The 13,655-nt window shown below is 48.9% G+C and carries 8 protein-coding genes; 7 read left to right on the top strand and 1 reads right to left on the bottom strand.

Translation table 11 applies throughout. From position 1 onward, the window contains the following. Nucleotides 1-742 precede the first annotated feature (742 nt). Genes Q4Q52_RS10335 through Q4Q52_RS10345 form a run of 3 tightly spaced genes read left to right on the top strand, consistent with a single transcriptional unit; the run spans nucleotide 743 to nucleotide 5,450 of the window. Nucleotides 743-3,640 (top strand): molybdopterin cofactor-binding domain-containing protein, encoded by a 2,898-nt coding sequence (locus tag Q4Q52_RS10335; RefSeq protein ID WP_311990554.1) that lies wholly within the window; start codon nucleotides 743-745, stop codon nucleotides 3,638-3,640. Next, nucleotides 3,637-4,170 carry a (2Fe-2S)-binding protein gene (locus Q4Q52_RS10340; RefSeq protein ID WP_006085889.1) on the top strand — a complete coding sequence of 178 codons (534 nt, stop codon included), beginning with the start codon at nucleotides 3,637-3,639 and terminating at the stop codon, nucleotides 4,168-4,170. Before Q4Q52_RS10335 ends, Q4Q52_RS10340 begins: the two co-directional genes overlap by 4 nt. After that, the gene (locus Q4Q52_RS10345; protein ID WP_311990555.1) at nucleotides 4,170-5,450 is read left to right on the top strand and encodes a cytochrome c; all 1,281 of its coding nucleotides are present in this window, start codon (nucleotides 4,170-4,172) and stop codon (nucleotides 5,448-5,450) included. Before Q4Q52_RS10340 ends, Q4Q52_RS10345 begins: the two co-directional genes overlap by 1 nt. Nucleotides 5,451-5,576: 126 nt before the next feature. Here the strand turns inward: Q4Q52_RS10345 and Q4Q52_RS10350 are convergent, their stop codons facing one another. Continuing rightward, nucleotides 5,577-6,557, bottom strand: coding sequence for a dienelactone hydrolase family protein (locus Q4Q52_RS10350; RefSeq protein ID WP_311990556.1), 981 nt, complete (start codon nucleotides 6,555-6,557; stop codon nucleotides 5,577-5,579). Nucleotides 6,558-6,777: 220 nt separating this feature from the next. Here Q4Q52_RS10350 and Q4Q52_RS10355 point away from each other — a divergent pair, with 220 nt between their 5' ends. The 4 genes from Q4Q52_RS10355 to Q4Q52_RS10370 all read left to right on the top strand — a co-directional run bounded on the left by Q4Q52_RS10355 (nucleotide 6,778) and on the right by Q4Q52_RS10370 (nucleotide 13,612). Further along, nucleotides 6,778-7,725, top strand: coding sequence for a LysR substrate-binding domain-containing protein (locus tag Q4Q52_RS10355; RefSeq protein WP_311990558.1), 948 nt, complete (start codon nucleotides 6,778-6,780; stop codon nucleotides 7,723-7,725). A 295-nt stretch (nucleotides 7,726-8,020) separates the two neighbouring features. After that, a complete protein-coding gene (locus Q4Q52_RS10360; protein WP_311990559.1) occupies nucleotides 8,021-9,229 on the top strand; it encodes a NupC/NupG family nucleoside CNT transporter in 1,209 nt (402 codons plus the stop codon). Nucleotides 9,230-9,574: 345 nt separating this feature from the next. Beyond that, a complete protein-coding gene (locus Q4Q52_RS10365) occupies nucleotides 9,575-11,872 on the top strand; it encodes a hypothetical protein (RefSeq protein ID WP_311990560.1) in 2,298 nt (765 codons plus the stop codon). A gap of 12 nt (nucleotides 11,873-11,884) precedes the next feature. Next, nucleotides 11,885-13,612 (top strand): hypothetical protein, encoded by a 1,728-nt coding sequence (locus Q4Q52_RS10370; RefSeq protein WP_311990561.1) that lies wholly within the window; start codon nucleotides 11,885-11,887, stop codon nucleotides 13,610-13,612. Nucleotides 13,613-13,655 lie beyond the last annotated feature (43 nt).

The following is a 13,655-nucleotide window of genomic DNA, read 5'->3' on the forward strand; positions in this document are numbered from 1 at the left end:
GCATTACAAATTAGATAGTTAAGTGATGACTAATTTGTATATCAGCCTTGTTGGTACTGGCCAACAACTCCTTAGTCGAAGGAATACACCTTCCCCTGCGAAGTTGCTGAAGGGCGTTGAAGAAAATAGCGTGACGCAGACAGGACGTCTGTGTAGCTTTCGGGGGGAAGGGACGCCCCATCGGAAGCGTTAGCTATTTTCGAATAAGCACGAAGCCACTAATCAATGCATGTAACTTCGCTAGGGACGCCGGGGGATTTCCAAAAGGGGAATAGGCGTTTTTTCCCTTTTGGTCGACTCTTGATTGAAAATCAGGGGGTGAAGCCCCACGACTTTGATTCACCTCGGCCGCTAGGCCGTATTAACTCACTATTACATGCGACCTAATTTAGGCGCGCAAATAAGCCCCAATTGAGCTCATTGCTCAAGGGCTTAGAGTAAAGGGCACTGAGCAAAATTCAGCCATAACGTAACTGAGTTGAATCACAGTGCGAACATCACTGTAGAAGCCTGATAACACAGGCGCTACACACGGATTTAGCTTGATTAAAACTGCTGCAATTTGCGACCTAAATTTGCATTTCCAGCCCTACATGCTAACGTGGCTAATGTAAATTTACATTCAGTGTTTATCAAAGTTATGTCGCAACAATCAATAAAAAGTCGATCGACAACAAGCCTATATCGGGTGATACCAAGCAGCGCGGCTGATATGACACGGAAGCACAACTGAGGTTGAGATATGGAACCATCTAATACATCACGCCGGACCTTTATCAAGCAATGTGTGATTGGCGGGGTTGCCGTATATTCGGCCCCTTTGTTGTGGGAAATGAGTCGCGCGAATGCGGCAATTGTCTCACCTGAACTGGCAGCCCAATGGCAAACTCAGGTTAATGGTCAATCCAAACCTAAGTTTCGTAACGACGGCATAGCGAAGGTCACAGGCCAAAAGGTCTATGGCCGTGATTACCGCGCTATGGACATGGAAGGCTGGCCCAAGCAGCAAGGTTACGCTTTTATTCTACGCGCTGCCGATGCCTCCCATGTTTATCAAGGCTTTTCCCTCGACCATCTACCTGCGTCTGCTAAGCCCTATAAACTGATCACAGCGGCCGATCTGGCCCGCGATAAGGTCAAGCTGCCCGATTTTTACGGTGACAACATGTTACTGGCCGAGGGGCAAACCGCCGACTACTTAGGCCATGCGGTGGCGATACTATTGTTCGACAGTTTCCCCGCCTTTAAGCAAGCTAAGTCCTTGCTGCAATTTGACCAGACCTTACTGCGCTTTGGTGAGCAAACGCCGTTTGTATCGGACTCGAAAGACCCGTACGCCAGCTGGCGCCTTATTCGAGTTGAAGGTGAAAATGGCGCACGGGAAGATTTATATAGCCCGCTCCACGATGGGCTGTTTTTCCCTAGCGTAAAAGATCGCAAGCCTGAATGGTTAGGTAATCCGAATGCCAAAGGGACTGTGTCTGAGCGCGGGCTTTATTATGCGGGTGAGATAGATAAGCAGATTGCTAGCGCCCAAGCCAATCAACAATGGCAAGTGTTAGAGCGGGAATATCGCACCCAGATCATCGATCCTATGATGATGGAACCCGAAGCCTTTAACGGCTGGTATGACGCAACTAGCCAAACATTCCATACTGTGATTACCTCGCAGTCGCCGCAGGATTTTCAAGAGATGGCAGTGCACATGCTGTTATCTAGCCCACTGGCAGGCAAGGTAAAACATCTGGTGGTGCACTCGCCTTATATCGGCGGTGGATTTGGCGCGAAAGACCATTCGATATTCCCCTATTACGGCGTGCTCGCGGCCATTTATGCCAAGGGGCCAATTCGACTCGCCAATGACAGATTCGAGCAATTCCAATCTGGGCTTAAGCGTCATCCGTTCATCATGAAAAGCCGCTTAGCGGTGGATAAATCGACCTTAAAAATCCAAGCCTTAACTTCGCAGATGACAGTCGATGGCGGCGGACGAGTGAACTTTACTCCGTCTGTAACCTCAGTTGGCGCGACGGCGATGCAAAGCATTTACTACACACCGCGCAACGATATTATCGCCACCGCCTATGCGTCGCGTAACCCAGATGCGGGTTCGATGCGCGGTTATGGCACGCTGCAATCGATGACGGCGATGGAATGTATGATCCACGAGATAGCCGACGAGCTGAAGGTTGATCCCTTTAAACTGCGCGCAGCCAACGTGATGGAATCCGGCCAGCGTAATACGCAAGGCGCGATCCCTAACGGCACTTTGCGTTACCGCGAAATGCTCGACATGGCCGAGCAAGATCCCGTGTGGCAAAACCGCGCGGTGAATAAAAAGGACTATGAGGCCAAACATCCGGGGATGCGTTACGGCGTCGGTTTTGGTATCGCCACCAAAGATTATGGTACGGGCGCAGCGGCGCCAAGTGCGGCGGTTCGCCTAGCGAAAGACGGTAAAATCACCCTGGAAATCGGCTTTATCGAAATGGGCACAGGCACGCAAACCTCCCAAGCTGTGGTGGTCAGCGATGCCCTCGGCAACTTTGCCGATGAGGTAAAACTCGCCGAAGTGGATATTTGGGATGCGATGCAATTAGTGCAAACCGATAATCCTTATATTATTTCGCAGCAACGCCAAGATGAAATGGCGGCCAATCCACGCTGGACACCGGTTAAAGCTATGGCCTCGTCGGCGTCTATGTCGGCCTATTACCAAAGCCATGTCAGCCGCATCGCCGCCGATATTATCTATCGCCACGGCCTGTGGCCTGCGGCGGTATCGATTTGGAACGAGTTGTATTTTAACACGCCAATGGGCTCGACTAATTTGCATAACGCCCGCGATGGTCGCTGGGTCGATGGCAAGTTAACCGCCTTGGGCTTTCCGCCACTTTCTATCGATATTCTCGCTAAACGCGCCCACGACATGGGCTTAGTGGTCGGCGTGATGGGCCATGCCTTTAATCGCTGGGCTTGGGCCGAGGCCGATTTCGACATTCTTGGCACTAAAGAGCGTTTAGCACTCGATGCGCTGGCGCTGCAATACGGCGAAGGTAACGCGACGTTTGCGGCCACTTCCGACACGACTATGAGTATCAAAGCGCGCCAAGCCAGCATGAAGTCTAATGGCTATCACTTGATCGATCGTCAAGCCATGAGTTATCCCAAGGCTGAACTAAACAATGCCATGGTGACCTACTACGCCCCCTGCGCCACTTTGGTTGAAGTGGCCGTAAACGAAGGCAATGGCGAAGTCACGCTGCTGAGTTCTCATACTTGGTTAGAGGCAGGCAAGGTGATCGTGAAAGAACTGGTCGAAGGGCAAATTCAAGGTGGTCTGGCGATGGGAATAGGCCATGCACTACATGAAGGCTTACCGCCATTTGAAGCCGGTGCAGGCAATGGTACCTGGAACCTCAATCGCTATCAGGTGCCGTTAGCGCGGCATGTGGGCGTGTGGGATCAACGTCATACCATATTGCCACAGTTATCGGATAACGATCCCAGCAGAGGTATCGCCGAAGTGGTGATGATCCCTGTGGTCGCGGCGCTGATTGAAGCCGTGTATCAAGCGACCCATGTCCGCTTTTACGATTTACCTATGACAGCGAAAAAAATTAAGGAGGCCATGGCATGAGCCAGTCTATTAAACTGACCATTAATAACCAAGCCGTAGGCCCGATTGAAGTCGCCGATGGCGTGATGATGATTGAGTTTCTACATGAATACTTAAACCTCACTGGTACTAAGTTTGGTTGCGGCGCGGGCGTATGCCACGCCTGTACTGTGATCGTCGATGACGAGCAAGGCATGAGCGAAGTGGTGCGTACCTGCATCAATGGTGTTGAGCGTTTTAATGGTAAACGCGTCCGCACTGTCGAAGGTCATGCTAGACAAAACTCCCTTGGTGAAATCACCGCCCTGAGCCCAGTGCAAGAGGCTTTTTTGGAACATTTCTCGTTTCAATGTGGCTGGTGTACCTCGGGCTTTGTCAACGAATCGACCGCACTGCTTGAGCGATTAGAGCGACAACCTATCGCTAAAGATCAAGTTGAAAAAGTCGTTGAAGATGCCTTGAGTGAACACGTATGCCGCTGCACTGGCTACGTAAAATACTATGCGGCGGTCAAAGACCTGATCCTCAACACTAAGGGGCTAACCCTGTGATGACATCAGCCAATCTGCGCCATTTCCCGCACATTAGTAGGATAAAAAATCTGCTGAGTCACAATCTACTCCTGAGTTTAGGGCTAGGTTTGCTCGCCTGTTCCAGCAGCGTTGCCGATGAAGGTGGCAATACAACAAATAGTGACATCGCACGCGGCGCGTATCTGATGAAGATAGGCGACTGTGTGGCCTGCCATACTGCGGTAGGCGGGCGCGAACTCGCAGGCGGTTTGCCGTTCGAAACGCCCTTTGGCGCAGTGTACTCGACCAATATCACTTCTGATAAAGAAACTGGGATTGGCAAATACAGCTACGAGGACTTTTTTGATGCCATGCACCACGGTGTTGGCATCAACGGCAACCTCTATCCTGCTATGCCCTACACGTCCTACAGCCTGCTCACGGATGAAGACACTAAGGCGATTTATGCCTATTTGATGAGTACTAAACCCATCAAGCAAGCCAATCGCGACAATGATGTTTACTTTCCGTTTAACCTGCGTTTTGGCCTAAAAGCTTGGAACTTAGTCGCCCACGATGCCAAGGAATTTACCCCGAGCAAGGAAAAAAGCGAACATTGGAATCGCGGCAATTACTTAGTCAATGCCCTAGGGCATTGCGGTGAATGTCACACCCCAAGAGACACGCTGTTTGCCATGGAGCAGGACAAGCACTTTGAGGGCGCGATTATCGAAGGGCTTGAAGCATCGGACATTCGCCCCGCCGAGCTTAACAGGCAGAACTGGACCCATGAGGATCTTAAGTCGCTGTTTACTGAAGGCTACTCCCGTAAAGGCACTGTCTTTGGCGGCATGTATCCCGTGGTGTATCACAGCTTTAGCCACTTGACCGACGATGATATGCGCGCGGTGAGCAGTTATCTACTCGATACCGACGAAGATATTAAACCACAAGCGCTCACCTTTAACGGCCATAAACCTGAACTGCTAGGTTATACACTCTACAAAGGTTACTGCGCCGGTTGCCATGGTCAAAATGGTGAAGGTCGCCCCAACGTCGCCCCAGCTATGGCTGGTAACGCCACCTTAGATAAGGCCAGTCCACACAATATCGTCGCCGTGATGCTAAAAGGTATTCAAAGCCAGCATTACAACGCCACCACCAGCTTTTATGCCATGCCGGGATATGCTGATGAGTTAAGCGACGAGCAGATTAAAGACTTAGCCAATTACCTAAGACTCACCTGGAGCACACAACCCGGTAATCTCGATGTGAAGACCATTCAAAGCTTGAAAGAAGTGATCCTCGAGCACGACTAACCCACATAGATATGTGGGAGATTTAAGATAAAAGCCGACGCTAGCGTCGGCTTTTGCTTGATTAATATAGAGCGCGTGGAATCGGTAACTCATCGACTTAATCATAGTCAACGGCGTTTACTCTCACTAACCACGCAGTCGAGTATCGAAGAAGGCTAAGCTGCGCGCCCATGCGAGCTCGGCGGTAGCTTTATCGTATCGTCCTGTTGAGTCGTTATGGAAACCGTGATTCACATTCGGGTAAAGATAGGCGACGTAATCGGCTTTACTGGTTTTTAGCTGGGTTTCGTACTCGGCCCAAGTGTCGTTCACCCGCTGATCCAATCCAGCAAACTGCAACATTAGCGGCCCTTTCACGCGGCTACGCAGTTCCGCTGCCGCGGGTGTGCCATAGAAAGGTACGCCAGCATTGAGCTCATCGGGAATCGTCGCGGCCAGCATATTGACGATATAGCCGCCAAAACAAAAGCCCACGGCACCGAGTTTGCCATTGCTCTGGGGATGAGATTTTAAAAACTGCGCGGCGGCAATAAAGTCTTGTTCGATTTTGGCTCTGTCTAAACTGCTTTGCATGGAGCGGCCCGCATCATCATTGCCCGGATAACCACCGAGGGAATAAAGTGCATCGGGGGCGAAGGCGATATACCCCTGCGCCGCTAATCGGCGAGCCACATCTTCGATATAGGGATTAAGGCCACGGTTCTCGTGCACCACTAATACTACTGCGGCTTTTTTAGTGGGATCTAAGGTTTTCGGCTCACCTGCGGCACTGCCCGCGAGCAATAATTCATTGGGTATCACTAAGTAGCCGCGCCCTTCACCGTAACCATTGGGCGAGGGAAATTTAACATAGCTGGCTTGAATACTCGGGTCGTTAAACGACACTTGTTCGGCAAGGGCATAGTTCGGCATGAGTGCGCCCGTGAGCGTTGTCATGGTAAACCCTAGCGCCACCAGTCCTGCGAGCCGCCCCATGAACTCACGGCGGTCGATAATGCCGTGGGCATATTCGTCATACCAGTCAAAGGCTTCCTGCGGTATCGGTTGTACTTTCTGAACACTCATCTGGCTTGTTTCTGCTACGGCTTGCTTGTCTTGCTGTGTCATCGTTATTCCTCCGTTGAACAAGCTAACCACAGGTCACTTCCCTAGCTTGTGGGTGTTAAGATTTAACTCAAGAGTAAAGGAATAATCGTACTTAGGGCAACTGACTTTAACGTGTGCTGTTTTGTAAGCTTGGTTTGAAATAACACACGATTGGCACAAACGGCTGTCGGTTAAGGCTAGGCTAGCTTAAAATAGCGATTTAGATTCTAGAGGGCTTGGCGTGATACAACATAGAGCTAGCCAGATGGTGATATTTCACACTCTGGTGACCAGTGGCAGTTTTACCCAAGCGGCAGCTAAGTTAAAAACCTCGACCTCCTATGTCAGTAAGCAAATTGGCGCGTTGGAAGCTGAGCTGAACTTACTGTTAGTGCAGCGCACCACGCGCACCTTAGTGTTAACTGACGCGGGCCAACAGTTTGCCCATTACTGTGAGCAAGTGTTTGAAGCGACGCAAAATGCCGATGCCATGATGCTGGATGCCCGTGACGACATTAGCGGGACGATTCGCCTCGGTTCTTCCCAATCCTTTGGCACCTTACACATCATCCCCGCGCTGGAAGTGTTGCAGGAAAAATATCCCGAATTACGATTTGAGCTAAGCCTGTTCGACCATAAGGCCGATATGCTAGAAGAAGGTCTGGATCTGTGGATCACTAACCATGAACAGCTGAACGAAGGTTATATCGCCCAGCATCTCGCCGAGACTAACTTTGTGGTGGTCGCCTCCCCCGATTATTTGCTCAAGCACGGCGTGCCACACCATCCACGGGAGTTAGCTCAGCACAATTGTGTTATCTATCAAAGTAAAAGCCGTAATTATGATCGCTGGAGTTTTGCTAAGGATGACCTAGAACAAACCGTCAATGTCGCGGGCAATTACCGTGTCGACTTAGCCGAAGCTGTGCGTAATGCTGTGATTGCAGGAAGAGGCATAGGCTATGTGGCCACGTATTTACTCAGTGATGAGTTTCAAAGCGGCAAGCTCATTCAACTCTTACCCGATTGGAAACCACTGCAGCAGATGCCCGTCTATGTGGTTTACCCAAGGCGGCGCCATTTACCGACTAAGTACAAAGTGATAATCGAGTGTTTAAAGTCCCATATCGGCCACCCGCCCTACTGGGACAAAAAGCTCAAACCTTGGTTAGGTAAGACAGTCTCTTAAGCAACAGTCATTTAAGCAACAGTCACTTAAGTTGCATTTCAAACCAACGCTGACTACGACACCAGCCTAAAGTCGTCTGTGGCGTGATGTCTATTATTGCCGCAGACACAAATATTATTTCCTCTGGGCAACAGTAGCCGAAATTTATTTTATTCTCCTGCATAAACAGCAAGTTAAACTGTTGCAATTTTCGACACTTTTATCGTAACAGCCCAGTAACGCCCGCGACTTGCCCTTACGCTGGCTCGGCCTACAATGCGCGACTTCTTCTATCACTCAAAAGAATAAACCCATTATGACCGCGATATTAGGCATGATTAGCATCTTGTTTTTTGCTTGGTTACTGTCAGTGAACCGCAAGAACATTCCCTACCGCACTGTGATGTTAGCCCTAGGCTTACAAATTATATTTGCCCTGTTAGTGCTCTACGTTCCTGCGGGTAAGGCCGTATTGCAATCCGTTACTGCGGGCGTATCGAGCGTGATTGCCTATGGCAACCAAGGGATTGGCTTTCTGTTTGGCGATCTCGCCACGGGTAAAGTCGGCTTCGTATTTGCGATCAATGTGTTAGGTATCATCATCTTCTTCTCGGCACTGATTTCGGCCCTGTACCATATTGGGTTAATGCCTAAGGTGATCAACATTATTGGTGGCGGTCTGCAGCGTTTACTGGGCACGGGCCGCGCCGAGTCTTTATCAGCCACGGCAAACATCTTCGTCGGCATGATTGAAGCGCCGCTGGTGATCAAACCCTATTTAAAGCACATGAGCGATTCGCAATTCTTCGCTGTCATGAGCTGTGGTTTAGCCTCAGTCGCGGGCGGCACTTTAGTGGGATATGCCGCTTTAGGTGTCGACCTTAACTATTTGATTGCCGCCGCCTTTATGTCAGCACCTGCGGGTCTGTTGATGGCAAAAATCCTCATGCCACCCAACGAAAATGACAAAAACAATTCAGATGAAATCACCTCAGTCGAACTGCCACGCGCCACCAATGTGGTTGAAGCCTTAGCCGATGGCGCTATGTCTGGCATGCGGATCTCAGTCGGGATTGGTGCCACTCTGCTAGCTTTTGTCAGCGTTATCGCCCTGTTGAACGGCATGTTAGGCGCTGTGGGTGAATGGTTCGGTTACCAGTTAAGCTTCGAATTTTTACTCGGTTATCTGTTCGCCCCTATGGCGTGGCTGCTGGGTATTCCTTGGCATGAAGCCATTACTGCGGGCTCACTGATTGGCCAAAAAATCGTGGTGAATGAGTTCGTGGCCTTTATCCAGTTAATGAAAGTCGAAGACCAACTGAGCGCCCATTCTCAGGCCGTAGTCACTTTTGCCCTGTGTGGTTTTGCGAACATTTCAACCATGGCAATTTTGATCGGTGGACTGGGTAGCATGGTGCCAGAGCGCCGTGAGTTTATCGCCCGTAATGGTTTTCGCGCCATTGCCGCAGGTGTATTTGCTAACCTCATGAGTGCGGCAATCGCCAGCGTGATCCTCTCGCTGTAGCTTGTTTTCGATAACAGATTTCTGTCCTCGAGTATCAATCACTGATCTCGAGCATCGAAATAGAAACAGCGGCTCCCAGCGTAAACCCAAATCAAGCACGCCTTGGTTTGGGTTTTGCTTTATCCCCCGCTTAATTATCCGCTTAAGCTCGTCTTTACTGCCGCAAGGCCTAAACCTCGTCGCAAACAAAATAAGCACGGACAGTCTCTTACCTTGCTTACTCGCCTTTATGCTCACATTTTGATGACGTCGTTTTATTGCCTCAGAGAGTTTTTGTGTATAATGTCGCCAAACCAAGATTAATACATTTACATTTCAATAACATGCGTAGCCAAGGGAGCACAAATGGCCACAAGGAAATACAAGGCAGTTCACGCCGCAATCGTACTGACAGTGGCAAGTATCACACTCTTGTTAACCGCCTGCGATGACTCAACGACGTCCTCAGAATCGGTTACGGCGAATATACCCGCAGATCGCGAGTATCAGATTATTTCCACCATAAGCCTCAACGATGGTTTCGAAACTCGCAAAGTGTTGCAGGCACGATTACTGCTGGATTACCAATTACAAGATGCAGGGGGTAAGGCGGTCAACTTAACCACACCGTTAACCCATAACGCCCGCTTTTTTATCCAACCTAACCTGCTGCAAATTAGCGATTATGGCATGCCGATCCCGGTGAGTAATATTGACCCCAAAGGCAAGTCCAATGAAATCTTTCAGTTGGTTAAAGATGGCTTTAATGTGGAATTTAGTAATGGTGAAGTCCGCGAACTGACCCCCATTGCCAGGATGGATCAAAAAGATATCAAGGAGTTATTTGAGCGCTGGCAAAATCTTAATAGCTTGTTTAAACAAGCCCCTACCTTGCCTGTAGCGCTTGAGCCTAGCGTAGGTTATAGCATCAAAGCCCCCATGGATGCGCGCTTAACTTGGACGGTTGAGCAGGTCAGTGAAGATAAGTTGATCGCCGTATTACAAGGGGAGAAAGACAAGTATAAGGCCTATGGCAAGTTCGAAGTTAACCGCAAAACCGGTTGGTTAGAGAGCATGGCGTTTTTTCAACGGGAAGAGCGCCAAGGGCGTACCTTCACCCACCGAACCGTAATGGCGCCTAAGGATCGCCCTTACATCATGAGCACGCTTTGGCATGCCGATGATAGCTTTGATGCTGAGCGCGATAGGGATGATCGGCAAAAGGAGCTGTACCGCATTAGCGATATACCGCAGGAATATCGCCCCAATAATGAGGCATTTATACAATCCTTATTACCTGATCAACAAGGTATTTTAGATAATCTTGGCCCTTGGGGCACTGATACCCCTGAAGATCTGCAATTGCGCTTTGTCCACAATATGAGTCCGCAATATGTGGAAGCCGATGTGCGTTATGAAGACTTAACCGCCTATGACGCAAACGGCAAACCGATTGACATTCACTTCTGGCAGCACGGTAAAGGTTGGGCGAGGAATTACCATCCCTCGATTGAGTCTTCAACCGATATTATTGCGACTGGGTGGGATAACACAGCGAATAAACTCAAACAGATAGACCATATTACTGCCAAGCTAACACTTATCCCACAGACGAATAAGATAGTCGAAAAGTCGTGGGATGAACTGCTGGCAACACCTTACACGGTTGGCGATGCCAGCCTAACAATCCAAGTGCTCGATGCCGAGGCGAAACTCTTTAAAGTCGTGTCAAAGCAGAGTGAGGATCAGAGTATTAATCTGCCTTTCCAACAATTTAAAGGCATGATGGCTGAGGCCCGTCGCGAAGGTAATTATCCCTCTTGGCTAACGGCGACGGAAAAGGAGCTGCTAGAACAATTGATTGGGGCCGATGAGAGCCATCACCTCACCAGCAACGCACTGTTACTCAAGCTGGATGAAATTCCTAAAACCCTGATGTTAATTGAGCAACAACCCCAGCCGGAGTTGACTCAAACCAAAACGATCCGCTTTGTACAATTTAGCGACTACAACAAAAATCTGGCGAATCCTCCCACCGAGTTTGGTAACGCTGGCCTAGGTAGCTTTATCAATCCGGCGCTAGATGCTGCAAAAAATGAGTTCAGTACGATCCAAGGGATAAAACCTGTAACTGACAATGGTCATAATCTGTATATTCCCATGTCAGCTGCCTTGGCAACCGCCTGCAAACCTGAAATAGATCAAGGTTTTAATGAGGGTAAAAATCCCGTCACTTGGCAGTTTGATCCCAACGCCCCAAACGGGGCAGCCTATAGTTTGATGACCCCAGACCGCGTGCGGCAGTTTTTCTACGATAAACAGATCAAGGGCAAGATCCATTGCCAAGGTGATATTCACTGGCAGCCTTTAGAACTGGCTGTAACCGACCGCCCTTGGTTAATCGATTTAGAGTCTTGGCTGACGCAAACCGGATATGGCAATGAGCCGAGTAGCGATCTTAAAAATTACTTTAAGGTCGAAGATGCCCAAGGCAATCTGTTAAGCATTCGACTCCCCGAAAATACTGAGCAGCGGATAAACGAGGTGCTGGTCGATGGCCGTTATTTGAGTATTGCAGGCCCCGCCGCCAAGGTGAGTTATATGACTATCTCTAAAGACCCCGTCAATATCCCCTATGAATTCACCTTTAAACCTTTGCCATAAAAAGGAGCGGTTATGCGTCTATTTACAGTAAATCGGCTCCTTGGAGCACTCGTACTTATCAGTGCTAATGCCAGTGCAGACAGTGTGCTACTCGATGAACATTGGAATGTCGTCAAAGATAAAAAACAGGCTCAGTACTATTTAAAGCTATCGACTGAAATGATCGATGGCAATTATAAGGCTGAGGTCTATTACAAAAACAAAGATATGCTTTTCTGCGCCAGCGCCCTCGCCGATAACAAGATCGGTAAAAAAATCACCAGCGAACAATTTCGCGGTGCGTATCAATGTTACTTTGAGGATGGCAAACCGTACGAGCAAGGCTTTCGTAACGAGCAAGGCCAACTTCATGGCTTGCTTAAAAAATACATTGCCACCGGTCAACTGTATGTTGAAACGCACTATGAAAATGGCGTGAAACAAGGCCTAGAAACGAATTACTGGGAAGGCGGCAATATCCGTTACAAAGCGAGCTATCAAAATGGCAAAGAAGTAGGCATAAGCGAACTCTATGATGACGAAGGCAAACTTAGAGGCAAAGTCTGTAAAAGTGGCACCTGTGTCACCCAATACTATGACAATGGCAACTTACACCTCGAAATCCCCATGGTGGATGGGCTCAAACATGGCAACGAAACGAGTTGGGGCTTTGGTAAACTGCTTTCGACCCAAGCTTATGTTAAAGATAAAAAACAGGGGGATTATTTTGAATACTTCCCGGATGGCAAGGTCGAGCGCCACTACCAATATCAAGCTGATTATAAGGTCGGTGAGCAGCTGACTTATTATGAAAATGGTCAGATCAAATTAAAGGAAGTCACCAACGATAAGGGTGATGTCCTCCAAGCTATCGAATACGATGAACAAGGGCAAATTAAAAAAACCACAGACAGCAAATACCAAGGTAATAGCTGGGTTTATCGTAAACAGCAGCGCTATCGCGATGACCAATTGATTGAGACTCAAGAAGAAGACAAACTCAAAAACTGGTCACTCTCCGAAACCTTCAAAAAAGGCTTGTTAATCGAGCGCCAGGAGCGACTCAATAAGCAATTGAATGGCTTACAGATAAAATCTTTCGACTACAACGATGTCATCACCCTCTCCCGCGAATATTATCAGGCGGGTAAGCGTGAAGGCGCCTATGAAACGGTAAAAATTGAGCCTGCCACAGGGAAAACTCAGCTAGTAGAGCAAGGTCAATATGCCAAAGATAAACAAGCAGGTACTTGGAAGAAATTTCAAGATGACGCCACCCTCACCTATAGCCACGATGATAATGGTGAGCTCCACGGTGAATACCTCAACAAGACCAACTCTGGCCAGTTGCTTGAATCTATTCACTTTAAACATGGCAAGCCCGATGGATTAGTCCAGCGTTACGCCAGTAACGGCCAAGTGTATGAAAAAGGCGAATACCGTAATGGTGAACAGGATGGCGATTGGATATTTACCGATGGTGAGTTCGGTTTTCGCCCAATACCCAACCCTGAAAGACGCTATTGGTATGGTCGCTATGACCAAGGCAAACAAGTCGGCTATTGGGAATTGCGCTCATCAGAAGACTATGTGCTCCAAATCGCCAATTATGACGAACTAGGCAGGCTTGATGGTAAACAATACGAGTTTGAGGATCATGGCTGGATACGGGTGATTAATAGCTACCATCATGGCCAGTTTTTAAATCAGGAAATGCCACCCCCTGTGGTCACTTCTGATGATGTTTTCCCTCGGTTTTAGCTTAAGCCTAGACGCTGTGCACTGCATGTAAGTGCACTGCGCA

The organism is Shewanella sp. SP1S2-4 (assembly GCF_031932075.1).
GTDB classification, from domain to species: Bacteria; Pseudomonadota; Gammaproteobacteria; order Enterobacterales; family Shewanellaceae; genus Shewanella; species Shewanella baltica.

Coding starts and splice junctions, on each gene's coding strand:
- Q4Q52_RS10345 (WP_311990555.1), top strand. CDS start 4,170: ATGACATCAGCCAATCTGCGCCATTTCCCGCACATTAGTAGGATAAAA.
- Q4Q52_RS10335 (WP_311990554.1), top strand. CDS start 743: ATGGAACCATCTAATACATCACGCCGGACCTTTATCAAGCAATGTGTG.
- Q4Q52_RS10360 (WP_311990559.1), top strand. CDS start 8,021: ATGACCGCGATATTAGGCATGATTAGCATCTTGTTTTTTGCTTGGTTA.
- Q4Q52_RS10340 (WP_006085889.1), top strand. CDS start 3,637: ATGAGCCAGTCTATTAAACTGACCATTAATAACCAAGCCGTAGGCCCG.
- Q4Q52_RS10350 (WP_311990556.1), bottom strand. CDS start 6,557: ATGACACAGCAAGACAAGCAAGCCGTAGCAGAAACAAGCCAGATGAGT.
- Q4Q52_RS10370 (WP_311990561.1), top strand. CDS start 11,885: ATGCGTCTATTTACAGTAAATCGGCTCCTTGGAGCACTCGTACTTATC.
- Q4Q52_RS10365 (WP_311990560.1), top strand. CDS start 9,575: ATGGCCACAAGGAAATACAAGGCAGTTCACGCCGCAATCGTACTGACA.